Source organism: Aneurinibacillus migulanus (assembly GCF_001274715.1).
In the GTDB taxonomy this organism is placed as follows: Bacteria; Bacillota; Bacilli; order Aneurinibacillales; family Aneurinibacillaceae; genus Aneurinibacillus; species Aneurinibacillus migulanus.
In genome coordinates this window covers 1312636-1335099 of sequence record NZ_LGUG01000004.1, presented here as the reverse complement: position 1 = coordinate 1335099, position 22464 = coordinate 1312636, and the positions used below count along the sequence as shown (strand labels likewise).

The 22464-nt window shown below is 44.4% G+C and carries 23 protein-coding genes, 1 tRNA gene, 1 other RNA gene and 2 pseudogenes; 11 read left to right on the top strand and 16 right to left on the bottom strand.

Annotated features, from left to right (window positions below):
• Window positions 1–114 precede the first annotated feature (114 nt).
• Window positions 115–189 (bottom strand) — tRNA-Gln (locus AF333_RS08295).
• 136 nt (window positions 190–325) lie between these two features.
• Here AF333_RS08295 and AF333_RS08290 point away from each other — a divergent pair.
• The 3 genes from AF333_RS08290 to AF333_RS31610 all read left to right on the top strand — a co-directional run bounded on the left by AF333_RS08290 (window position 326) and on the right by AF333_RS31610 (window position 2074).
• Entirely contained in the window at window positions 326–1090 is a 765-nt protein-coding gene (locus AF333_RS08290) for a glycerophosphodiester phosphodiesterase (RefSeq protein WP_052520324.1), read from the top strand.
• A gap of 93 nt (window positions 1091–1183) precedes the next feature.
• Window positions 1184–1699, top strand: coding sequence for a TlpA family protein disulfide reductase (locus AF333_RS08285; protein WP_043066704.1), 516 nt, complete (start codon window positions 1184–1186; stop codon window positions 1697–1699).
• Window positions 1700–1939: 240 nt separating this feature from the next.
• Window positions 1940–2074: a YqzM family protein gene (locus AF333_RS31610; RefSeq protein WP_080787788.1), complete on the top strand. Its 135-nt coding sequence runs from the start codon at window positions 1940–1942 to the stop codon at window positions 2072–2074.
• Window positions 2075–2170: 96 nt separating this feature from the next.
• Here the strand turns inward: AF333_RS31610 and ssrS are convergent.
• The 3 genes from ssrS to AF333_RS08275 form a co-directional block, all read right to left on the bottom strand.
• Window positions 2171–2350: non-coding RNA, 6S RNA (ssrS, locus tag AF333_RS31605), on the bottom strand.
• Between the two features lie 186 nt (window positions 2351–2536).
• Complete coding sequence (locus AF333_RS08280) at window positions 2537–2740, bottom strand: hypothetical protein (RefSeq protein ID WP_043066705.1); 204 nt, start codon at window positions 2738–2740, stop codon at window positions 2537–2539.
• Window positions 2741–2822: 82 nt separating this feature from the next.
• On the bottom strand, window positions 2823–3341 hold the full coding sequence (locus AF333_RS08275) for a ferritin (RefSeq protein ID WP_043066706.1): 519 nt from the start codon (window positions 3339–3341) through the stop codon (window positions 2823–2825).
• Window positions 3342–3490: 149 nt separating this feature from the next.
• On the opposite strand from AF333_RS08275, the gene AF333_RS08270 reads away from it, so the two are divergent.
• Together AF333_RS08270 and AF333_RS08265 are read left to right on the top strand one after the other, a co-directional pair.
• Window positions 3491–4090, top strand: a complete 600-nt coding sequence (locus tag AF333_RS08270) for a DedA family protein (protein WP_043066707.1) — start codon at window positions 3491–3493, stop codon at window positions 4088–4090.
• 109 nt (window positions 4091–4199) lie between these two features.
• On the top strand, window positions 4200–5330 hold the full coding sequence (locus tag AF333_RS08265) for an S-layer homology domain-containing protein (protein WP_052812143.1): 1131 nt from the start codon (window positions 4200–4202) through the stop codon (window positions 5328–5330).
• A 50-nt stretch (window positions 5331–5380) separates the two neighbouring features.
• Here the strand turns inward: AF333_RS08265 and AF333_RS08260 are convergent, their stop codons facing one another.
• The 3 genes and pseudogenes from AF333_RS08260 to AF333_RS08255 all read right to left on the bottom strand — a co-directional run bounded on the left by AF333_RS08260 (window position 5381) and on the right by AF333_RS08255 (window position 7180).
• Complete coding sequence (locus AF333_RS08260) at window positions 5381–5587, bottom strand: hypothetical protein (protein ID WP_043066708.1); 207 nt, start codon at window positions 5585–5587, stop codon at window positions 5381–5383.
• A 37-nt stretch (window positions 5588–5624) separates the two neighbouring features.
• Window positions 5625–5753: pseudogene (locus AF333_RS37390) on the bottom strand (hypothetical protein); the annotation flags it as partial.
• Window positions 5754–5962: 209 nt separating this feature from the next.
• A complete protein-coding gene (locus AF333_RS08255) occupies window positions 5963–7180 on the bottom strand; it encodes a GTP-binding protein (RefSeq protein ID WP_043066709.1) in 1218 nt (405 codons plus the stop codon).
• Window positions 7181–7404: 224 nt separating this feature from the next.
• On the opposite strand from AF333_RS08255, the gene AF333_RS08250 reads away from it, so the two are divergent.
• A complete protein-coding gene (locus AF333_RS08250; protein WP_052812144.1) occupies window positions 7405–8697 on the top strand; it encodes an ATP-binding protein in 1293 nt (430 codons plus the stop codon).
• A gap of 74 nt (window positions 8698–8771) precedes the next feature.
• Here AF333_RS08250 and AF333_RS08245 read toward each other — a convergent pair whose 3' ends face one another.
• The 4 genes from AF333_RS08245 to AF333_RS08230 form a co-directional block, all read right to left on the bottom strand.
• Window positions 8772–10703: a heavy metal translocating P-type ATPase gene (locus AF333_RS08245; protein ID WP_043066710.1), complete on the bottom strand. Its 1932-nt coding sequence runs from the start codon at window positions 10701–10703 to the stop codon at window positions 8772–8774.
• A gap of 454 nt (window positions 10704–11157) precedes the next feature.
• Window positions 11158–11517, bottom strand: coding sequence for a (2Fe-2S) ferredoxin domain-containing protein (locus AF333_RS08240; RefSeq protein ID WP_043066711.1), 360 nt, complete (start codon window positions 11515–11517; stop codon window positions 11158–11160).
• Window positions 11518–11676: 159 nt separating this feature from the next.
• Window positions 11677–12111 (bottom strand): Dps family protein, encoded by a 435-nt coding sequence (locus AF333_RS08235; RefSeq protein WP_021619211.1) that lies wholly within the window; start codon window positions 12109–12111, stop codon window positions 11677–11679.
• Window positions 12112–12238: 127 nt separating this feature from the next.
• On the bottom strand, window positions 12239–13675 hold the full coding sequence (locus tag AF333_RS08230) for an aminotransferase-like domain-containing protein (protein WP_043066712.1): 1437 nt from the start codon (window positions 13673–13675) through the stop codon (window positions 12239–12241).
• 102 nt (window positions 13676–13777) lie between these two features.
• On the opposite strand from AF333_RS08230, the gene AF333_RS08225 reads away from it, so the two are divergent.
• Together AF333_RS08225 and AF333_RS08220 are read left to right on the top strand one after the other, a co-directional pair.
• On the top strand, window positions 13778–14362 hold the full coding sequence (locus tag AF333_RS08225; RefSeq protein WP_043066713.1) for a pyridoxamine 5'-phosphate oxidase family protein: 585 nt from the start codon (window positions 13778–13780) through the stop codon (window positions 14360–14362).
• A 112-nt stretch (window positions 14363–14474) separates the two neighbouring features.
• Window positions 14475–14729, top strand: a complete 255-nt coding sequence (locus AF333_RS08220) for a DUF1507 family protein (protein ID WP_043066714.1) — start codon at window positions 14475–14477, stop codon at window positions 14727–14729.
• A gap of 90 nt (window positions 14730–14819) precedes the next feature.
• Here AF333_RS08220 and AF333_RS08215 read toward each other — a convergent pair whose 3' ends face one another.
• Window positions 14820–15806, bottom strand: coding sequence for an ABC transporter substrate-binding protein (locus tag AF333_RS08215; RefSeq protein ID WP_043066715.1), 987 nt, complete (start codon window positions 15804–15806; stop codon window positions 14820–14822).
• Between the two features lie 213 nt (window positions 15807–16019).
• On the opposite strand from AF333_RS08215, the gene AF333_RS08210 reads away from it, so the two are divergent.
• The 3 genes from AF333_RS08210 to AF333_RS08200 are packed head-to-tail and all read left to right on the top strand — an operon-like array spanning window position 16020 to window position 18885.
• Window positions 16020–17030, top strand: a complete 1011-nt coding sequence (locus AF333_RS08210) for a FecCD family ABC transporter permease (protein WP_043066716.1) — start codon at window positions 16020–16022, stop codon at window positions 17028–17030.
• Window positions 17027–18064, top strand: a complete 1038-nt coding sequence (locus tag AF333_RS08205) for a FecCD family ABC transporter permease (RefSeq protein WP_043066717.1) — start codon at window positions 17027–17029, stop codon at window positions 18062–18064. Before AF333_RS08210 ends, AF333_RS08205 begins: the two co-directional genes overlap by 4 nt.
• A 20-nt stretch (window positions 18065–18084) precedes the next feature.
• Window positions 18085–18885, top strand: coding sequence for an ABC transporter ATP-binding protein (locus AF333_RS08200; RefSeq protein WP_043066767.1), 801 nt, complete (start codon window positions 18085–18087; stop codon window positions 18883–18885).
• Between the two features lie 296 nt (window positions 18886–19181).
• Here AF333_RS08200 and AF333_RS08195 read toward each other — a convergent pair whose 3' ends face one another.
• The 4 genes and pseudogenes from AF333_RS08195 to AF333_RS08180 form a co-directional block, all read right to left on the bottom strand.
• A complete protein-coding gene (locus AF333_RS08195; protein ID WP_043066768.1) occupies window positions 19182–19388 on the bottom strand; it encodes a hypothetical protein in 207 nt (68 codons plus the stop codon).
• A gap of 144 nt (window positions 19389–19532) precedes the next feature.
• Window positions 19533–19877: pseudogene (locus AF333_RS08190) on the bottom strand (NAD(P)H:quinone oxidoreductase, type IV); the annotation flags it as partial.
• 8 nt (window positions 19878–19885) lie between these two features.
• Window positions 19886–21160, bottom strand: a complete 1275-nt coding sequence (locus AF333_RS08185; protein WP_080787790.1) for an ATP-binding protein — start codon at window positions 21158–21160, stop codon at window positions 19886–19888.
• Window positions 21161–21531: 371 nt separating this feature from the next.
• The gene (locus AF333_RS08180) at window positions 21532–22458 is read right to left on the bottom strand and encodes a DMT family transporter (protein ID WP_043066719.1); all 927 of its coding nucleotides are present in this window, start codon (window positions 22456–22458) and stop codon (window positions 21532–21534) included.
• Window positions 22459–22464 lie beyond the last annotated feature (6 nt).

Sequence of the window (22464 nt, the reverse complement as noted above, 5' to 3'; positions counted from 1 at the left end):
TTTTCAAGCGATCCGATTCGGAAGAAAGCAGATGTTGCTTGCTTACCAAACAAAAAGACCAGAAGCTATATATAATCCTCCTGGCCTTTCTACACATACGCTTATGTACAAAGATGGCTGGACAGGAAGGGATTGAACCTTCGCATAACGGAGTCAAAGTCCGGTGCCTTACCACTTGGCTACTGTCCAACGTTATCATTAGTATGGCTTTCTCTGCATAGTTTATACAAACAAATCGATACGATTAAAAGAAGGTGAATGTTGCTTGCTTTACAGCGACATCTACTTTCTTATCCATTAAAAAATAAGCGAGGCTGCTTGGTATATGAATAATATGTTTCTTATCTATGCGCACCGCGGCTCCTCTATCCGATACCCCGAGAATACACTGCCGGCTTTTGTGCATGCAATCAGGGACGGAGCAAACGGTATTGAACTCGATGTACAGCTAACCCGCGATGAACAGGTTGTTGTATTTCATGATTGGACTTTACAACGCATTACCGGACGGAAGGGAAAAATCAGCGACTATACGCTCAAGCAACTGCAGGCGATGGACTTCGGCATCTGGAAGCATACTTCATTTGCAGGGGTTCGCATACCAACATTAGAGCAAGTGTTTAAACGTGTCACCAACAAAAATATTATGATAAACATTGAGCTTAAAAATTTTTTCGCTATGCGAAACGGGTTAGAGCGCAAAGTGGTAGAATTAATTCGTCTTCATAATATGGAGAAGCAAGTCATTATCTCTACCTTCAATCCGTTCAGCCTGGGGCTTTTGCGCAAAAACGGATGCGCATCTGACATTGCGTTTCTTTATTTCGGCCGGCTCAAAGAACCGTGGAAATACGCTAAAGAATATGCATGTGCATATATTCATCCGCCCATCCAGGAGGTTACCGGGGAATTGCTGTCAACGTGCAACGAACAGGAATTAAAAGTCGTTCCCTATCAGGTCGATACGCTGGCCGAAATAAAAAAAATGATGGACTTAGGGACGGATGGGATCATTACTCCCCGACCTGCACTCGCTTACCGATTACTCCACGGCGCTCCAGAGCGCAAAAAAAAGCGCAGGCGTCAATAACATCTATTGAACAAACAAGTGCATTCTCTTTCCGTGTATAACGAACTATAATAAACTAAGACATGTCGCATAACAAACAAAGCAGGTGAAACCATGAAAAAATCCTTTCTTGCGCTCGCTATCATTCTTGCTCTCGTAGGCTACACACTCTATACCAATGGAACTCTGACTAAAAAAGAAGCAAAAGCGGAAGTCGGCTTCTATGCCCCGGATTTTACTCTAACCGGGATGGATGGAAAAGAGTACCGCCTCTCTGAACTAAAAAAGCCCGTACTCATTAATTTCTGGGCATCCTGGTGCGGTCCTTGCCGGGCAGAAACGCCGGATCTTAACCGCTTGTATAATAAATATGGCGGAAAGTTCGAGATTCTGGCCGTAAATGTTACAGTAAATGATAAAGAAGAGAATGCCAAAAAGTTCGTTCACTTTTTCGATATGAAATTCCCCATTCTTTTCGATCGGACGGGAGAGGTCGCAGAAATGTATCAGGTTTTAGGTTTTCCTACCAATATTTTTGTCGATAAAGGCGGAAAAATTATCTTTATTGCAAATGGCTTACTTCCCCCGGAACAATTAGAACGTAAAGTACAAAACCTGATTGGCTCCTAGCCCTTTATGCTAAGAAAAACTCGTGGGCGTTACCGCTCGTCCTTTTTTCATAAAGAAGCCAAACACTCTATAGATAAAAGCAACGTTTGGCACACGCCTCGCGAGTTTTTCAAGAGATTCGTTCAATGTTACTTTCTTACCTATTAAAAAACTAGCAAATTTGTCACTTGTTTGCCTCTTACCTTCATAGGCGAAGGTCTACTTCCTATGATATGATGAAAGGACGGAGGTGATTGAACAATGACAAATCCAAACCTGAATTTAGACAAAAACCAAAATGATGTAGTCGATTCTTCTCTCGGATTTGGCCTTTCGTTCGGCATTTTAATGGTTATCTTTATCGGTATGATGGTTGTCGAGTATTTTGTGAAGTAATTCTCCGGACACAAAAAACTCTCATCAAGTGATGAGAGTTTTTACATGTAAAAAGAACACTTACATAAATACGAAAGCGTCCTTGTTGGTTCATTATGAAACCCCGCCTATGCCGTTTCACCCTCATGTTTCAAAACCCGCTCTCGCAGGTGGGTGTCCGCAAAGCCACTTCCGCTGTCCCGTCTTGGCGAGCGTAGCGTCCACAGCTTAATTTTAGACTCCCTTTTTCTTCGTAAGGTTCGAAACAAAAAAATGAATCGTACATCGCAGGCAATATAATTTACTTTATTAATTATTATCTTACCTAATTGGCTTACTTTTTGCAAGAGGAAGTTTCTGCTCCCTCAGTCAGCCATTTATGGTCTTGCTGTATATCTTATTATAATCGTTTGTCCGCTTAATGACAAGAGAGTCTGCTGCAACTACAGAACAGACTCTTTGTTTGGCATATTTCCGTTCATCTTAGAATATACGCATTGATTCTTCATTGCTTTCTTCCTGCAGTTCACTTCCGTATAACGCTTCATAATGGGTAATAAATTTTTTCGAATGATAAGTGCGTAAATCTGCGTTATACGTATTTTCTGTCGTGCTATCCAGGCTCTCAACCTTGGATGCATAATAATTGGCCCAAGCGTTATGCCACTGCTTTGCAATCCAATTCATTGTTTGAAAACCCCTTTGTAAAAATGTAGTAATAATAAATTATTACCCACAAATTTCAGGGATTATTACAATTTGTTCAAATTTATTTTAATGTAGTAGCGTCCTGCGGCTCGAAAGTGCGCTTGCCTAGCTCGTCATCAAGCATATATAACGCATTTCCATCGGCTCCAATCCGCTCTAATTTTTTGAGGATGCTACTAAAGGTTGCTTCCTCCTCGATTTGCTCATCAATGAACCAATTTAAAAAACTGCTGGTCGCATGCTCGCGCTCTTGTGAAGCTATATCTGCCAAATAATATATCCGTTTCGTCACCTGTTGTTCATGTTCATATGCCGCACGAAATACGTCTTCAACAGAAGTAAATTCATTCTGTGGCGCCTCTAGTCCCCCAATGAGTACTCGGTTACCAGTAGCATTTACAAAATGGAAAATTTTCATTGCATGAAAATTTTCTTCCTGCGCTTGAACAGTAAAAAAGTTAGCAAAGCCATCCAAATCCTCTGCTGCGCAATATGCTGCCATCGCCAAATACAAATTAGAAGAATAAAATTCAAAATTAATCTGTTTGTTCATCTCTGCAACTAAATTTTCACTCATCATGGCATTTCCCTCTTTCCTCCCAAAACTCATTCTATCGTACCACATACTGGTCATTCTGCAACGCCCACCTGCAATTTTTCGGCAACCTTTCAATCTTAAGCTAAAGTGCTTATAATATGGGAAGAAACCGAATGGATTGGAGGATAGTAATGGATGTTGACACGTTAGTTACGTTTATCGGGCAGTATGGTTATGCTGCGCTCTTTTTTTGCCTATGGCTGGGCATTGTCGGCATGCCGATTCCGGATGAGGTCGTAGTCATGACCGGCGGCTTCGTAACCTCACTGCACCTGCTCGATCCCGTTCTGGCGTTTCTCATTACGTATATGGGTGTCATATCCGGTTTATCTATCGGATATGGGCTTGGACGAGTAATGGGCCCGCCAGTATTAAACAAACTTAAGAAAAAGAAAAATGTGGATAAATACTTAACAAAATCATATGACTTGATTAATAAATACGGCTCGTATTCACTGTGTCTTAGTTATGCATTTCCAATTGTGCGCCACCTTGTACCCTATCTGGTCGGCATTGGGCGCATGTCATTTGCAAGGTATGCGCTGTTTTCCTACACGGTCGGCTTCGTCTGGACACTTCTTTTCTTCTTTATCGGGCGTGTATTCGGTCGGTACATCGATCGAATCGGCACCGCTGTGCATGATTACGGTTTGTTGGCACTTAGTATTCTCCTCATCGTCGGTCTTATCCTCTGGTTAGCGATACGATTTCGCAGTAAGCCTGCTTCCTAATATTCCTGTTAGGAACATGTGCGGAATTGCTGTACATCAGAGAAACATTCTTGCTTTCGCTTAGTCTACATAAAGTAAGAAAGCACCTCAAAGGGAGCGATGAATACGTATGGACAAGAGTAAAATGAAACGTGGAATCGCGTGCTCCATCGCCGCTTTTACCCTTCTCGCCGGAGGCACTACATGGGCACAAGATCCGTCATTTACCGATGTGTCTTCCAGTCACTGGGCTTGGAAAAACGGAGCCATTTCGTGGGGTGTGAAACGGCATGTGATTTCGGGCTATGGAGATGGGACATTCAAACCGGATAAGGCAACAACAGAAGCGGAATTTCTTAGCATGCTCATCGGTTTATCTATTCCTTCCCTCGCTAAAACAGGAAACGATTGGACCGAGCCTTATTATAAAAAGGCACAGAGTCTTCGCTATCCGCTTGCTGGCTTGAATAACACAAAAGCACGGCATATGTCCATTACCCGGGAAAAGGTAGCGGAGTTGATTGCCGCAATCAATGGTGCATACTATACAGGCGATGATGCCATTCGCTATGTACTGGGCAAAAAGCTGGCTTTCGGCAAAATTCCCGGGGTGATAAGCATCGCTTCGTATCGAGGAAAAGACACACTGACACGTGCCGAAGCAGTACAGTTTTTAAAGAATGTATATGAACAAGGACGGAAAGAACTAAAGCCTCGTCCGGAACAGCCATCCGATCCAGCACTGCTTCCATCATTGCCTGGAGATAACGAGCAGAACCGGCCGACTACAAAGGAAGAAACTGTTTATATCGAAGGAATGCCTGAAAAAATGATGTTTCATTTATTTAGACAACAAGGCTGGCCCTTCACCACCTATTATCCCTCGGATATGATCGCGAATACAGCCAGCTCCGGGGAAGGCGACAGTGTTCGAATGATAGCTAACTTTGGCGGAAAGCGTAATGCCGACGCATTCCTTCATATATTTTTTCCGTCAAAAAATATTCATCCAGAAGAAATGATTCGTGCCTACGATTACAAAGCGGAGCACGAACAAAGTACCAAAGAAACGCCATGGGCAAGCAAAGCCTATGCATACCAAGCCAATGGAAAGTTTCATCGTCTGCTGCTTGGCAAGCATGGGGAACGTTACTTTATCATTCAAATCCAGTATCCAATGGAATATGGAGATGGAATGGCGCCACGCATTGCTAAAATTCTGGAAGAGTGGCGCTGGAGCGATAGCGGCAACCCGTTGTAAAATAAAATAATTAGAATGAGGCGGAGCGAATATATACGCTCCGTTTCTCTCTATCCACGGTAGTTAATGAACACACCAAGTACAAAAGGCAAAAGAAAAGTGATAAAAAACGCCAGCACAACGATTCTGCGGTGAAATGCACGTGGGAGCAGCAAAAAATTCCTGATATCGATCATCTGACCGATAACTAGAAAGCTCAGCACTCCACCTTCTGTACTCGCTCCTGCCAACGAACGAGCAATGAACGCATCCGGCATCCTCCTTATGCTGGTACAAACATGTTATAAAAGCATATACTGCAAGCAGGCCTAACAGCAGAGCCATACCTGAAGTTAGCAGCATAAAAGAAGGAGCGACCAGGCGGCTAATTTCCCCTGTTTCGAAAATCTTGTACAAAAACAACACAAAGTTAAGCAGTACCATTCCCTGTGCGAATCTTCCGGCGTCAAAATGCCACTTACCGCTTCGTTCCATGGTCTGTCCCTCCCTACAAGGTATGCGTCCTCTAAAATAATAATGATTCTTTTTTGAAAGAAAAACTTATGAGCCTTGATGCTCGTCTACAGTGACATCTACTTTCCTATTCATTAAAAAAACACCCTGCTTATATTACAGGGTGCTACTACACTTACCTATACGTTCTGTTCTTGTACTTCCTCCGCTTCTTCCCATGCAGGCAACGGATCCGCAAATAAGCTCCAGTCAGCCTCCTCTTCTTCTGCAGTCAGCAGACACAGATCCAGCGTCTTTACAATCTCATGCTTGTTCATCTCTATACCGATTAACACAATCTCCGTCATCCGATCGCCCCATTTCCGATCCCAGGTCGCCGCCCATTCCGGATCTTCTTTCATATAGAGCTGCTGTTCTTCTTCCGACATAGCCGCTACCCAGTATCCGGCTTCACCAAGCTGAATGGATGGCCCTGCTTGACTTACGCTAACGGCCATTTCATTGCGAGTCGCTAACCACATAAATCCTTTAGCGCGCACGACTTCCGCTGGCCAATCAGCAAACCAGTCAGCCAATCGTTCTGGATGAAACGGACGATTGCGCCGATATACAAATGAAGAGATACCATATTCCTCCGTTTCCGGAGCATGTTCCTCCCGCTCCAGTTCCTGAATCCAGCCGGCTGATTGGGACGCTTTATCAAAATCGAATAAATTAGTATTTAATATTTCTTTTAGGGCCACTTGTCCATGAGATGCACGGATAAAGCGGGCCGAGGGCTGGAGTTTACGTAATACGCCTTCTAACCGCTCCAGCTCTTCTTCCGTCACCATATCGCATTTATTCAAAATAAGTACGTCACAAAATTCAATCTGATCAATCAGCAAATCTACAACTTCGCGTCTATCATCATCACTTACTGCCTGTTCGCGTTCTAGGAGACTCTCACCCGATGAGAAATCCCGCCAGAAGCGGTAGGCATCCACTACCGTCACCATCGTATCCAGACGACAATACTTCGTTACGTCGATCCCGCTTTCTTCATCTTGATATGTAAACGTCTGTGCTACTGGTATCGGCTCGCCAATACCGGTCGATTCGATCAAGATATAATCATATTTTCCTGCAGTAGCCAGCCGCTCGATTTCCTGCATCAAGTCTTCCCGCAATGTACAACAAATACAGCCATTCGATATTTCCACCAGCTTCTCTTCTGTTCGTGATAGCGATGTACCTTTCTCAATTAATTCCGCATCGATGTTTACTTCGCTCATGTCATTCACGATTACTGCTACTTTTAATCCTTCGCGGTTGTTCAATATATGGTTTAATAAAGTCGTTTTTCCAGCACCCAAATATCCGCTCAATACCGTAACAGGGATTTTTTCCTGATTCATTTTCATTCCCCTTTTATTATAAATAATAATAATTACGTTTTAAATAATATAAGAACTTTAATTTATCGTCAATCTTTAATTAATAAATAACTTATAAAAAATAATAATTACAATATAAAAAAAGGAAAAATGTTCACTTTCATTTTTTTCATATTCAATTCCGATAACAGCGATTCATATAGTAATATGAGAGAAACGAATTCAAAGCAGACGGAGGAATTTTGATGTTTTCCGACTTAAAACTATACAAAATCCCGCTTCTCTACGTACTTCTTTCTTCCATATATATTTTACTATCGGATAAAATCGTAGGGGAGCTGCTAAATCTTTCAACCTATACATTTCTGATTCATATAACAAAAGCGTTGCTGTTTACCTTCATTACCGGCATCATCCTGTATATCGTCATCCGACGTGATATCGCCTCTCTTCATCTTTCAAAACAAGCGCTAGAAGAGAAAGAAAGGCAACTGCGTGAAAGCGAAGAGTTGTACCGCCGACTCATAGAACTCTCGCCGGATATGATTCTGCTTCACCAGAACGGAAACTGTCTGTTCGTTAACAAATCCGGTGCCCGGATGCTTGGATATGAGGACCCGCAGGAGCTAATCGGAAATTCACTCTTTGACTATATTCATCCGGATTATCATGAAATCGTCCAGCAGCGCATTCAGAAAATGACAGAAGAGAGCGCCATACTCGATCCTGTCGAGGAAAAAATCATCTGCAAAGATGGAAGCGTGCTTAACGTGGACGTAGCGGCTACTTCAATCCAATACAATAACCAATCGGCCTTTATGGTCGTTATCCGTGACATTACAGACAAGAAAAAAGCGGAAGATGCGCTGCGCAAAGCGGATACCCTCTCTATCGCTGGCAGCCTGGCCGCGGGTGTAGCCCATGAAATCCGAAATCCGCTAACCGTTTTAAAAGGATTTATCCAGCTGTTTAATCAGGAAGACCATTCGCATTTCCCATATTCGAAAATTATGCTTTCCGAAGTGGATCGCATCGAAACAATCATTAGCGACTTTCTAATGCTGGCCAAGCCCCAGCACGTACACTTCCATAAGAATTGTCTGCAGGAAATTGTACAGCATACGATTAATCTATTTGAAACACAGGCTATTATGAAAAAGGTCCAAATCATTCCGAACTATGAACGTGATTTGCCTAAGGTAGAATGCGAAGCCAATCAGTTGAAACAAGTATTTATTAATATTTTGAAAAATGCGTTGGAAGCAATGCCCGATGGCGGGGATATTCACGTTCGCCTCTGGCGCCAGGATGACAACCATGTACTCATTCGCTTCTCTGATCAAGGCATCGGCATCCCTACAGAGAAAATCGAAAAGCTGGGACAACCATTCTATACGACAAAGGAAAAAGGAACAGGGCTTGGTCTAATGGTAAGCTATAACATTATTAAAAACCACAAAGGCACCATCCAGGTGTACAGCGAGCCTGGGATCGGTACTACCTTTGATATTTTGCTACCAATTCTTTCGCACGTATAGCCAGAAAAAAACAAAAAGGAGGCACCGTCAAAAAAAAACGGTCAGCCTCCTTTCAACACCTCTAGCTCGATTCATTATGATTTCAATAAACGGAGTCCGTTCAAAATAACGAGAATGGTACTGCCTTCGTGCCCAATAACACCAAGTGGCAAACTCAAGAATTGAGCAAAGTTAGATAGAATAAGCAGCAAGATAACTCCTAGCGAAAAGACAATGTTTTGCTTAATGATCCGCCCTGTTTTTTTCCCCAACCGAATCGCCGTTGGAATTTTTCCTAAATCGTCATTCATCAGTACCAGGTCGGCTGTATCAAGAGCCGCATCACTGCCTGCGCTTCCCATCGCAATACCGACCGATGCGGTTGCCAAAGCGGGGGCGTCGTTAACCCCGTCTCCTATCATTGCCACTTTGCCGTACCGCTCCCTGAGTGCTTTGACGCTTTCAACCTTCTCTTGCGGCAAGAGTTCAGCATATACTTCATCAACCCCGGCTTCAACGGCAATCGCCTCTGCTGTTGAGCGTTTATCTCCCGTTAGCATAACAATCGTAATCCCTAGTTTTTTTAATTGAGCTATTGTTTCTTTTGCCTCAGGACGAAGCGTATCCTGCACTGCCAGTACACCCGCAATCCCCCTGTCGTTCTGGATGAAGATGACCGTCTTTCCCTCCATCTCCAGACGCTGGGTCAGCTTCGATAGCATTTCATGCTTGCCTCGTGCATCCACGAATGCTTCTTTTCCGATCTTCCACGTCTCATTTTCAAATTCTGCCACCACACCAAATCCGGTTACTGCCGTTAATTGTTTCGGCCGAAGCAATGGTCTTCCACAAGCTTCCGCTTTTTCTGTTACCGCCCTGCCAATCGGATGCTCGGATAAGCTCTCGATAGATCCTGCAATCCATAACAGTTGCTCTTTACTATAGTCCTGTAATGGTACAACATCAGTAATCTCCGGTCTTCCTGCTGTCAGCGTGCCTGTTTTATCGAATGCAATCGCACGGATACCAGCCAAATTCTCCAGATGTGCACCACCTTTGAACAGCACACCTTTACGAGCGCTGTTGGATATGGCGGATAGCATCGCTGGCATAATAGAAGCGACGAGCGCACAAGGCGAAGCTACGACGAGAAATACCATGGCGCGGTACAACGTCTCAGACCAGGTCCAGCCGAGGACATAGTGTGGCACTGTCATCAGCAGCAACGTAATTCCAACTACAGCCTTGGCATACACTCCTTCAAAGCGCTCGATGAATTGCTGTGTAGGGGGCATCTCGCTCTGCGCCTCCTGTACGAGACGAATAATTTTTGAGAATAAGCTTGACTCGCTTCCACTTGTTACTTCAATTATTAGAGCGCCTTCTCCGTTCAAAGTTCCTGCAAATACCGAATCCTCCACTTCCTTCTCCACAGGAATGGATTCACCAGTAATCGATGCCTGGTTGACGGATGATACACCTTCACGGACGATGCCATCTGCCGGGATGCGCTCACCCGGCTTAACAATGACGAAATCACCTATGTTTAATTCTTCAATCTTAATCTGGCTCTCCTTACCATCCTTATACAGCAAGGCAGTCTCTGGCTTTATATCCATCAATGACGCGATGTCCTTACTACTGCGTTTCATTGTATAATTCTCCAACGCCCCGCTCAGTGAGAAAATAAAAATGAGAATCGCACCTTCAAACCAATACCCGATGCTGGCTGCCCCGGCCGCTGCGAGCAGCATGAGCAAATTAACATCCAGCTCCCGCTCTTTATACAGTGTAACGAGACCTTCTTTCGCTTTCACATATCCTCCGACACAATATGCAAGTACATACAACACGAAAGTCCAGGCCATTCCACTATCCTGTAGCATCCACGCGCCAAACGTCAACACGCCGCATGCCATGGCCGCAATACCTTCAGCATGTCGTTGCAACGTCTGCTTCCACTCTGCCTGCTTCAAATCTGGCTTCACCGATACAGATTGTGTACATGTGGTTTTCATTTCGCTCATTCGTATTCACCTCTGATAATAAATCTCAATTTTGTCACAGAAAGCACGAATGCTGCTGTCCCTTTGGACAGCAGCATACCCGTTTCTAATTAAGAATGATTTTCATTTTTGTTCTTGTCTAATTTTTTTGCATTAAAGCAACTAATTTATAGTTATTATAATCTATTTTTTTCCCATTGGAAAGGGGAAAAATGAAAATAGGCAGATTTTTATTGACGGCATCGATCACTGTCTTTATAATTGAACATAATAATTATTTTCAATTAAAAGGTGGGGAGAATCATAGACATACACATGATTGAAGCAGGTTTATTTATCGTCCTGCTACTTGCTTCCCCGTTCCTGCTGTTTTCATTTGCAAATGTGGGAACTAAGGAGAATAGATGAAAATGTGTAAACAATGGGCCCATATATAAAAACGCTCCGGAAAAATAATATCCCGGAGCGTTTTTGTTTACTTTTTCACACCTGTCACCGCTTCTTCAGAAGGAACAAACCCTTCAGTGCTGTATGTATAACTTACCTGTGGAGAACGTGCCTCTTCTTCATATAGCAGTTGTGCTATAATATCCGGACATGCCTCCGGCGTTACTCCGCGATACCATATTCCCTGGGGATACGCAATCACTACACAAGCATCTTCACACCGACCGTTACAGCGGGTCCGTGTCGTATGAATGAGTGAATCCGCATTTTTTTCAGCAATCGCTTTTCGGACAGCCTGCGTAACTTCTTCCCCACCGCGCTTCATGCAGCTCCCTCCGTTACAAATGAATACATGATGCTGTGTACCGGATAAATCCCACGTTGCCATTCGACTCACTCCTCGTCTTTTATTCATCTTGCAAACCTTCTCTACATACACAAACCATAATCATTACGCTTTACATTCTATAGTTGTATTGCTTATCCGTCAATATTCTTATTTACCAAAAGAAAAAGCGAAGCTTTGCGCTTCGCCTTGTTGTGGCAATTATCCGAGGAACGATGTGAGCATCCAGATGTGCTTCTCTAGTGAAGAATGAATTGCCAACAGCATATCTCCTGTTACTTCATCATTTTCCTTCTCAGCCAGCTCCATACCTTCTTTTAATTCTTTATTAATCTGTTCAAAGTCGTTTATAAGTGCTTGTACCATCTCGCGTGCATCTTCCTTATTGCTTGCTTCTTTCACGGAAGCCAGTTCCAGAGATTCACGCATTGTCGCGACTGGCGCACCTTTTAAGGCCAGCAATCTTTCGGCCAATTCATCAATATGAAGCGCTGCCTCGTTATAGAATTCCTCAAATTTTGCATGTAGCGTGAAGAATTGGCTACCTTTCACATACCAATGGTAGTTATGCAGCTTCGTGTACAGCACAGTCCAGTTTGCAATTTGTTGATTTAATACCTCAGCAATGTTTTTCATTTTACATCCTCCTGTTAGCTTTAATTTATATTTATTACTTATTTAAAACAATTATAATTAACATATCTTTATTATACTCTTTTCTCTGTATAAGTCAAGCAAGCATACGGAATAAAATCCAGAGAATTTACCGATCAAACAACAGTACTTCAGCGATACGTCGCAATCCTTCATCCAATACTGCTGGTGCTACTGCTCCGAATTTTACTTGAAAACCCGGAATCGGGTCCTCTACAGCGAATGCGTCTCCGGGACAGACATACACACCACGTTTAAGGCATGCATCGAAAAAACCGAGGCTATCGAAATCCTGCGGAGCATACACCCAAGTACATACCCCCATCTCTGGAGTATGAAACGTGTATTCCGCGGGCAAACGACGCTGTAAACTGTCCATTGCCGCATTGCGCGCCTGTCTAAGCTCTTCTCGTTTGCGCTCCATATAACCTGGAAAATTCACGCGATCCCAAACTTGAAGAAAAAGCTGCTGGCTCAGTACCGCGGTCGTGCCATCAAGCAAATATTTTGCCTTTTGTAACCTCTCCCGGTATTCCTTGGGAAGCACCATATAGCCAAGCCGCAGATTCGGATGCACGATGGTGCTGAATGAACTCATATAGAAAACAGGCACCTCTCCCCTCTCCTCTGCCATACCATACAATGTGGAAGGCGGATGCGGCGTATAATATAATTCACCGAAGTATTCATCTTCGATAATCGAAAATTCAAACCGTCTAGCTAATCCAAGCACCGCTTGTTTTGTTGATACAGACCAGGAAGCTCCTGTAGGATAATGGGCATTTGGCATCGCATATAAGGCTGTAATTTTCTCCTTCTCACATATCTTTTCCAAAGTGTCCATATCCATTCCTTCACTGCCCACGGGAACGGAAATCACGCGTACTCCCCGATCACAAAATACATCCCTTGCCGGCAAATAACACATAGCAGGCACAGCCACTGCATCACCCGGCTTAAAAATCTGATCCGCCAAAAGCCAGAGTGCCTGCTGTGTACCATTCACCATACATATGTCCTCTATGTTCGTCCAACATCCTCGTGCAGCCAACAGTCCCTGAATCCGGCTGCGAAGCGGAAGCAAACCGAACGGCCCCGGTTCACCTGCAGCAAACATTCCTTCAACCGCTTCTTCTCCGGCCTGACGGAATGCGCGCATAAATTCTCTATCTGTCGGAGGCAGCGAAATGCCCGATACTGGAATAAAACCGTCTGCCTGCTTATACTCCTTGATTCTTGACAGGAAAGGGCCTCTCTCTTCCTCCCGTTTCGGTGATAACATAAGCAGCGAAGCCGGGAGCGTATGGCTGACCGTCGTACCATAGCGGGGACGACTCTCGATCCACCCTTCCTCCTTTAAGGCGCTATATGCTTTCTGAATCGTCTCTATGCTAACTCCAAGCGAAGCCGCCAGCCGACGCACCGTCGGCAGCGCCTGTCCCGCTCTCATGCGCCGGGTCCGAATCGCACGTACAATTTGTGTTTCTATTTGCTCGGATAATGGTATTCTGCTTGCTCGCTGTATATGCAAAAAAGGAATTGACATCATATTCTCCCTTCAGTATAATTCTAAAAATTTTGCCGTATTGTTCTGTTCTTTTAGACTAGCAGAACAATTATATGTATACAACACAAGGGAGGAAGAAAGATGGCAGAACAAATAAAAAATCAAAATACACGTCCAATCCGACGGAAGGTCAATGAACTAACCTCACAGGCAGAAATAGAAACATGCCTAAGAACAGTACGTACCGGATATCTGGGCCTTCAGGATAATGAAGGCATGTACGTTGTACCGCTTAATTTTATTTGGCATAATGGAAGTCTTTACTTTCATGGGAGCAGTGAAGGTCGGAAGACGGACGCTCTGACCCAGCAAGAAGCGCCGGTTTGTTTTACAGTGGTAGAAGATTGGGGCACCATCGCTGACCCGGTTCCAGCCCACACTAGCACCGCCTACCGGAGTGTGATGGTGTTCGGCTATCCAGAGAAGGTTGAATCACTCAAAGAGGCTACAGAGGCGCTTCAGGCCATGCTAAGAAAATATGTACCTGGTTACTATTCAGGCGCTCTTGCCTCATCCCATGTGGATAAATATCGTTCCAGCCTTGGTAACCCGACATCCGTATATCGAATTACGCCGCTGCGGCTGACCGGAAAAGTGAACCCCGTCTGTCCCGAACAGATGTTTTATCCCGGGCGAACCATCCAGGATGACCGAAAAATGGAATAAACGCATGAAAGGCTACATTTCTTCTCCATTTTTGCTATACTCAAGATAACGTATAAAAAAAGACTTCCTTCTAAATATTGCGAGGATGGACAAGGAGAAGGTGGCTATTTGAATGGATGCTTTGAAAGAACAAACCATGCAATTGTTACGGGCGGAAGCCGATAAGATTGAACATCTAATCGAGGTGCAACGCACGAACCTGACGATGCCGAAGTGTCCACTATACGAAGAAGTACTGGATACACAGATGTTCGGTCTCTCTCGCATCGTGGATTTTCTGATTCGTCTCGACTTGCTGAATAAGGAAGAAGGCAAGGAGATTCTAGACGGATTGGAAAAGCGGGTATCCGCCAAAATCGGAAAATAAGAAGGACAGGAAGCCGGATACACCGTGCTTCCTGTCTTTATATGCAAAAGAAAAAACCAGGACACATTATCCTGGTTTTTATTTACCCTCTTATTTAAGTAGATATTTTTCGAGGTCATCCAACAGAAGGTTGGCTGCTTTCACGCCGCCAGCCGTATTCCAGATAACATCATCTACTTTATGTGCGTTTCCGCTCTTCACAACTTTTAGATTCTTCCACAGCGGATCTTCCGTCCACTCTTTCTCCACTTTAGAAGCCTGGCCATCACCTGTCTCATATGTGAAGTAGAACATTACGTCGCCATCCATATCCGGGATACGTTCTTTTGTTACTTCATCGACGAATTCATTTTTATCCTGCGAAGCAGGACGAGCAAATCCGATTTCGTTAAGAATCATGCCTAAGAATGTGTCTTTATAATAAATACGCGTCTTACCTGTCATGAAACGAACGACGGATACTTGAGTCGAAAGCTTATCTCCAGCTTTTTGTTTAATGTCAGCGATACGCTTATCCCAATCTGCAAGAACTTTGTCGCCTTCCGCTTTCTTGTTCAGCGCTTCGGCATACACTTTAAAGTTATCTTTCCATGCGCCGCGCAACTCTTCTGTGAAAACGGTCGGTGCGATTTCAGAAAGCTGCTGGTACACTTTTTCCTGACGCATTTTATTTCCAAGAATTAAGTCCGGTTTCAATGCCGCGATTTTCTCAAGGCTTGGCTGATGCTCATCCCCTACTACGGTTACGCCTTCCATTTCCTTAGCAATATGGTCATAGAACGGTTCGCCTTTCCATGACTTCACGGCACCAACAGGCTTAATGCCTAGCGCAAGTACCGCTTCCGTTCCTTCGTTAGTTAACACAACGACTTTTTGCGGATGCTCAGGCACTTTTGTTTCACCCATTACATGTTTTATCGTGCGAGTCGCTTCCTTCTTTTGTTCTCCACCCGCTTCGCCTCCTTTTTCAGAAGAGGTCTGCTGAGAACCACATCCGGATACGAATACCGCAAAAGCGAGCAGCATCGTCAGAAGCGTGAAGATGTTTCTTTTCCTTCTTTTGTATGTAGTAAACACTGTTGTTCTCCCCTTTAATCATGATAATGATTATCATTTCCGATATTATACTAACCGCTTGTATCCATTTTGTCAATAAAAAATAATAAAGCATTGATAATGAGTTTCAGAATCATTGACAGGTTCGCCAAATAACCTTAAACTTTATCATTGAATTAGAAAAAAAACATACATTGATATTCAGCATGTTTGTAGGGGAAGTAGGATTGAGAGATGAGAGTTTTGCTGCCAAGTACGCAATTGAAAATTGCAGGGCTCCTAATTGGCGCCGTCATTCTTGTGTTGGCGGTGTACGCTAGCATTATCTTCGGTGTCATCGATACCAGTTGGCAAACGCTAATAGAAGCATATACGAATTTTTCCGGTACGAATGAACATATCGTTATCCGCGAAGTTCGGATTCCCAGAGCGCTTATCGCGGTTGCGGTTGGCATGTGCCTCGGGATTTCCGGTGTACTTATTCAAGCGCTCACCCGAAATCCAATGGCCGATGTAGGCATTCTCGGCATCAACTCAGGTGCCTCGCTTCTCATCGTTATCGCAGTTGCCTTTTTTTCCGTTAGCACACTGACGGCTTTAACATGGATTGGATTTCTGGGAGCCGCAATCAGCGGAATCGCCGTCTATGCACTTGGCTCACTGGGTCGAGGAGGTGCGACGCCGCTTAAGTTAACCCTTGCAGGCGCTGCCATGTTTGCGCTTGCTTCGTCCCTTACCCAAGGAATTCTCATATTTAACGAATCTGCCATGGAAGAAGTGTTATTCTGGATTTCTGGTTCAGTGGCAGGCAGAAAGCTTGACATTCTCATTTCGGTGCTTCCTTATATGATAGTCGCGATTGTCGCATCCCTTATTATCGCAGGACCGATGAATACACTGAAACTTGGAGATGATGTTGCCAAGGGGGTTGGGCAGCGTACTGCATTCGTTAAAGTCGGCGCCGGTATCCTTATTGTCGTATTGGCCGGGAGTTCCATCGCGGTAGCCGGTCCGATTAGCTTTGTCGGGTTGATTATTCCGCACATCGTCCGACCTATAGTAGGAATCGATACACGGTGGATGATCGCGTACAGTGGTTTGTTCGGGGCGATTTTGCTCTTGATTGCCGATATTCTGGCCCGTTTCGTCGCCATGCCAAAAGAACTGCCCATCGGTGTAATGACCGCGCTGATCGGGGCTCCGTTCTTCATCTATGCGGCACGAAAAGGAGGATGGCAATCGTGAAGAACTACATACCCGTACGCGGTGGAAAAGGTAAGTTTTCCTTTCTATTAGATAGGCGCTCTATTATATTCAGTCTATTTTTCTTACTGCTGACATTCATATTAATTTTATTTAGTATCGGAATTGGTGATTTTTTCATTGCACCAATTGATGTGCTAAAAGTTCTGCTAGGAATGGGTGCGCCCGAACATAATCTGGTTGTCCAGACATTCCGCCTCCCGCGCGTGCTCACAGCCATGCTGGTAGGGGCCTGCCTAGCCGTATCCGGGGCCATTCTGCAAGGAATGGTACGCAACCCGCTCGCATCTCCAGACTTGCTCGGCATTACAGGCGGAGCTTCGGTGGCGGCTGTCGCCTTCATCACCGTGTTTCCTGCCGCTTCGATTCGATGGCTTCCGGTCTCGGCACTGCTTGGGGCTGGTCTTGTTATAGTACTTATTTATTTCCTGGCCTGGAAGCAGGGTGTGAGCACGATGCGTCTAGTACTTATCGGTGTAGGTATTCATTCGTGCATGTCTGCTCTTACTACGCTTCTATTAGTTGTAAGCCCCGTGTATCTAACGAGCAAAGCGATGGTCTGGCTGGCAGGAAGCGTATACGGAACGAACTGGAACGATGTTCTTACGCTTCTGCCGTGGGCACTGGTATTTATTCCGCTGGCGGTGCTGCTTGGCCGAAGCATTAATGTACAGCAACTGGGCGACGATGTAGCCCAAGGCGTCGGGCACCATGTGGAACGGCAGCGTGCTGTACTGCTTCTAGTCTGTGTGGCACTGGCAGGGGCAGCTGTCGCCATCGGCGGCGCAATCGGATTCGTGGCGCTGCTGGCTCCTCAGATCGCACGTAAGCTGGTCGGCCCGTCATTCGGTGCCCTGCTGCCAATGGCAGCGCTAATTGGTTCTTTTATTGTAGTAGCGGGTGATTTAATCGCTCGCACGGCATTGTCACCACTCGATTTGCCAGTCGGTATTTTCACATCGGCGATTGGCGCACCGTTCTTCATGTACCTGTTATATAAATACCGGAACCAATAAGAAGGAAGGGAATGTTACCTATGAAAACACTTGCGGCAGAAAACTTGACGCTCGCTTACGGCAACCGTACTGTGATCCAAGACCTGGATATTACGATTCCGGAAGGAAAAGTTACGGTCTTTATCGGGAGCAATGGGTGCGGCAAGTCCACATTGCTTCGTTCGCTGGCCCGCCTGTTGAAACCGGCCGGCGGTTCGGTTATTCTGGACGGCCAGAGTATTTCCCACCTATCAACCAAAGAAGTAGCGCGACGTCTGGCGATTCTGCCGCAAACAACCGGTGCTCCCGAAGGTCTGAGCGTCCTGCAACTTGTTAAGCAAGGCAGATATCCGTATCAATCGTGGCTACAGCAATGGTCGGAAGAAGACGAAAACATGGTACGTTGGGCGCTTGAGGCGACTCAGCTAACTGAACTGGCGGAACGCCCTGTAGATGCCTTGTCGGGCGGACAACGCCAGCGAGCCTGGATCGCTATGGTATTGGCTCAGGGCACGAACGCTTTGCTGCTTGATGAACCAACTACGTACCTCGATATGACGCATCAGATCGAAGTACTCGACATTTTGGCTGAGCTAAACCGCAGTCAGAAGCGAACGATTGTAATGGTACTACATGATATTAACCTGGCCTGTCGGTATGCTGACCATATTGTCGCTCTGCAAAATCAGAACGTATTTGCAGAAGGAAGGCCTGAAGATATTATTACAGAGCAACTTGTTCGCTCAGTCTTCCATCTTGATTGTCGTATTATCAATGATCCACTGTATGGCACGCCTATGTGTGTTCCTTATAGCAAACATCGCAACCGTAACGCTTCGTAAGAAAAAAAGGAAGGGCGGTGGGCGGTTGGAAAAAGACACGTTTGCCTTTCTTCTGCTGGAGCGCAGGGCGCATCCAACCTCTTCACCTACTTCCAACCACGCTACCCTGTCAAAATATCAAGTGTAGTTTATATAGCTTTACGGCGACATCTATTTTCTTATCCATTAAAAAGAGAGACCGTTTTTTATGGTCTCTCTTTTTATATTCTTAAAAGCATTAAAACATATATATGGAATTTTTCAGAATAATTTATAAGACGCTTGATTCAGTAACTTTTTAGTTTATAATGCTTGTTTTATTTTGATACCTGGGCTGGCTGTGTTTGCATAGCTGATTGTACTTGACTTATTGCTGTTTGAGCTTGAGCAATCTCTGCAGATGCTTGTTTTAAAGCTTCTTGTGCTACAAGCTGATTTGCAGATGATTGTTCAATCGCTTGTGTAATAAGGTTCTTAGCAATTGTTGTTGATGCTTCAGCCTGTTTTAATTGGTTCGTGTCCATTTGTTGCTGTGCCACTTTTGAACTCCTCCTGTATTGTACTTTTTACACCCCTCCTATATTCTGCTTTTCTATTCGTTTTTATGTATCGAAAAGGAGCTTTTTGTTTCAACGAATAATTAAAGATGAAATGCCCAGCTTTGTATGTCACACGTATTTTTTATTGCATTCTTTTTTAACCCATTCTGCAATTGTGACCACACGCTTGGTTTGATGGTGAACCACATTTTGGAAAGCTTGAACATCACCAACCATCTTATTATCTTGGTCAACTGATACACTGGTTCTGTATGGATTTCCTTCCGTCCCATAAAGAATAGGGTCGGTATAACCCGGAGCTACCACAATTGTACCCCAATGATACATGGTTGTATATAATTGAAGAATCGTCTGCTCTTGACCACCATGAGCGTTTTGAGCGGAAGTCATTGAACTTACTATTTTGTTAACGGTTTTTCCTTGGAACCAAATTCCGCCAGTAGTATCTAAATAATTCCATATTATAATTCATCAGATAAAGCCGGAAGAATAATCGAGAAATGAGTACCTTTCTCCTTTTCGCTTCGAACTTCCACTTTGCCCTCCCATGCCTCGATAATTCGATAACACACCATAAGCCCCAGGCCTGTCCCCTTCTCTTTGGTTGAATAGAAAGGATTCCCCAGCCTCTTTATTTCCTCCTGACTCATCCCCTTTCCAGTATCGATAATCTCAATAACCACATCTTTGTCCTGACGAAAAGCTCGTACGGTAAGAGTTCCTCCCTCCGGCATCGCTTCTACGCCGTTTTTCATAAGATTAATCATACACTGAGAGAATTTTGAACGGTTCAGTTCAAGGAATAAATGATCTTCTGTCTCCGTGTAAATATCCACATTTTTTAGCAATGCATATGATGTCATGACTCCCGCTATCTGCCGGATTTGCTCGCCTACTTCGATGCGTTCCCGGCTCTCGATTTGCGGACGAGCGAATGTTAAGTAATCACTAATGATTTCTTCAGCCCTGTTCAACTCTTTTAGCATAATATCGATATAGTCCCCTTGCTTCTCCACAGGGATTTGCTGTCGACCAAACAATTGAAGGAATCCACGCACAACGGTGAGCGGATTGCGTATCTCATGGGCAACTGATGCCGCCAGTTCGCCCATTGCATATAGTTTCTCAGCTCGTTGAATTTCCTGCTGCATCATTATGTTTTTACGCATATTTTCAATCAGATAGACGGCTATCCATATGCCGCCTAATTGAATCAATGAATATTCGAACGCAAACTGCACGAATTTAAGCTCTATCTTATTCTCTTCCGGCAGCAGGAGCAATGTCATAAGAAGAACAAGGGAGGAAGAAAGAATAGCTAGCCAAAGAGCTATTGTCTCCCGCTTTTCCTTTTCAGCGCGCCGAAAGCGGGGAACGCAGATGAGAGCGACCGCAGTGATTATAGGATATGTATAAAAAGTGGTATAAAATCCTTCTCCTCCCACATAGTAGCGGTATAAAATCAACACTGCCAGCGTGCTAATTCCTGCTTTATATCCACAATATAATGTCGCAATAATAAGCGGAATCGAACGCATGTCGAAGATGTATCCAGGCAGAAACGTAAACGGAAACGTCATACACAGAATCACTGTAGCGGAGGCAAACAATCCAACAACGACTGTGTACCATACCTTTGGTCCTTTAAACAATTTTTCTGCAAAGAAGATTTGAAATAGGAAAATCGGTAAAATGATAAACAAGATGTTCAGCAAAAGCCTTTCAATTCCCAACAACGCCTTCTCCTCCCTATACCTCTGCCGACTTTACTCCCTGGATTTTCATTGAACAATGTAAACGTTTTTATATACATATTACCATGTTCTGTTGATTTCAAGGATAATTTCCAATACGTTCTCAAAAATTATGCAAAACAGAATAATATATGCGTTAATTCATAATCTGATTTTCTTCATTTTATATCATCTTTCTTAAGTAATCGATATTACTGGCATCCTAGATACAATTAAAAACAATCGAAAAATACACTAAAGGCCGACTCTTAATTAAAGAAGCCGGCCTTTGTGCCATATAAAGTAAAACTTATATCAGCTTACGGTTCTGCCTTTCCCAGTGAAGGGCTTACTGCCTGTTAGACCGGGATAAATCAAGAAGAACGTTTGAGTTCAGGAGCGGGAGATTTGCTTTTCGCACGCAGCATATCAAAGCCCTCCGTCACGAAAATACCAGATAAAATCAAAAACACGCCCGTAATGATAGCGGCGCTAACTGCTTCTCCCCATAACAGCCAGGAGAAAACGAATGCAAATACCGGCTCGAACGCGAGCAATAGGCTAACATGTGTCGGTGGTGAATGCTTCTGTGCTTTTACCTGTACAATATAGGCCAAAAGGGTTCCAAAGAGCAAATCGAAACCGTATGCGAACCATCCGTATGGTGAAATATTGCCCAGAGCTGGAAACGGTTCGATGAAAGCAGCAATCCCTGTGTCGATAATGCCTACTATTAGTAATTGGATCATGACGAATACAAGCGCATCAAATGTAACATCACGATTATATGAACGATCTACCATAACCATATGAATCGCAAAAAAAATGGCGCCACCAAATGTGATTACATCCCCGAGATTAACCCCTGACCAGCCTCCGTCCCACGAAAGAAGAACAAGCCCACTAAATGCACAAAGACTTCCAAGCACTGGCCCTGGCTGCATCGGGATACGCGCCCAGGCAAAGTATAGGAATGGAACCAGCACCACCATCGTGCCTGTAATTACCCCTGCTTTTCCAGGCGTCGTTAAATCAATTCCAATGACTTGAAGCGTAAAGGCTGCCCAGAGCGCTATGCCGCAGCCAATCCCCATTTTCCATACCTGCCAACCGGTTCGTTTCAGACTTCTCCACACTAATGGCAGAAGAAGCAGGGCCGCAAGCAGGAAGCGGGTACCAAGAAAATAAAACGGCGGTATCTCCTCCAGCAAATCTTTCGTTAGGACAAATGTATAGCCCCATGAAATCGCCACGCCAAGCAGCGCAGCATTAGCCAGAAACATCTTTCTTTTCGCCGACACAATATC

Coding starts and splice junctions, on each gene's coding strand:
- AF333_RS08290 (WP_052520324.1), top strand. CDS start 326: ATGAATAATATGTTTCTTATCTATGCGCACCGCGGCTCCTCTATCCGA.
- AF333_RS08285 (WP_043066704.1), top strand. CDS start 1,184: ATGAAAAAATCCTTTCTTGCGCTCGCTATCATTCTTGCTCTCGTAGGC.
- AF333_RS31610 (WP_080787788.1), top strand. CDS start 1,940: ATGACAAATCCAAACCTGAATTTAGACAAAAACCAAAATGATGTAGTC.
- AF333_RS08280 (WP_043066705.1), bottom strand. CDS start 2,740: ATGAATTGGATTGCAAAGCAGTGGCATAACGCTTGGGCCAATTATTAT.
- AF333_RS08275 (WP_043066706.1), bottom strand. CDS start 3,341: ATGATGAGTGAAAATTTAGTTGCAGAGATGAACAAACAGATTAATTTT.
- AF333_RS08270 (WP_043066707.1), top strand. CDS start 3,491: ATGGATGTTGACACGTTAGTTACGTTTATCGGGCAGTATGGTTATGCT.
- AF333_RS08265 (WP_052812143.1), top strand. CDS start 4,200: ATGGACAAGAGTAAAATGAAACGTGGAATCGCGTGCTCCATCGCCGCT.
- AF333_RS08260 (WP_043066708.1), bottom strand. CDS start 5,587: ATGCCGGATGCGTTCATTGCTCGTTCGTTGGCAGGAGCGAGTACAGAA.
- AF333_RS08255 (WP_043066709.1), bottom strand. CDS start 7,180: ATGAATCAGGAAAAAATCCCTGTTACGGTATTGAGCGGATATTTGGGT.
- AF333_RS08250 (WP_052812144.1), top strand. CDS start 7,405: ATGTTTTCCGACTTAAAACTATACAAAATCCCGCTTCTCTACGTACTT.
- AF333_RS08245 (WP_043066710.1), bottom strand. CDS start 10,703: ATGAGCGAAATGAAAACCACATGTACACAATCTGTATCGGTGAAGCCA.
- AF333_RS08240 (WP_043066711.1), bottom strand. CDS start 11,517: ATGGCAACGTGGGATTTATCCGGTACACAGCATCATGTATTCATTTGT.
- AF333_RS08235 (WP_021619211.1), bottom strand. CDS start 12,111: ATGAAAAACATTGCTGAGGTATTAAATCAACAAATTGCAAACTGGACT.
- AF333_RS08230 (WP_043066712.1), bottom strand. CDS start 13,675: ATGTCAATTCCTTTTTTGCATATACAGCGAGCAAGCAGAATACCATTA.
- AF333_RS08225 (WP_043066713.1), top strand. CDS start 13,778: ATGGCAGAACAAATAAAAAATCAAAATACACGTCCAATCCGACGGAAG.
- AF333_RS08220 (WP_043066714.1), top strand. CDS start 14,475: ATGGATGCTTTGAAAGAACAAACCATGCAATTGTTACGGGCGGAAGCC.
- AF333_RS08210 (WP_043066716.1), top strand. CDS start 16,020: ATGAGAGTTTTGCTGCCAAGTACGCAATTGAAAATTGCAGGGCTCCTA.
- AF333_RS08200 (WP_043066767.1), top strand. CDS start 18,085: ATGAAAACACTTGCGGCAGAAAACTTGACGCTCGCTTACGGCAACCGT.
- AF333_RS08195 (WP_043066768.1), bottom strand. CDS start 19,388: ATGGACACGAACCAATTAAAACAGGCTGAAGCATCAACAACAATTGCT.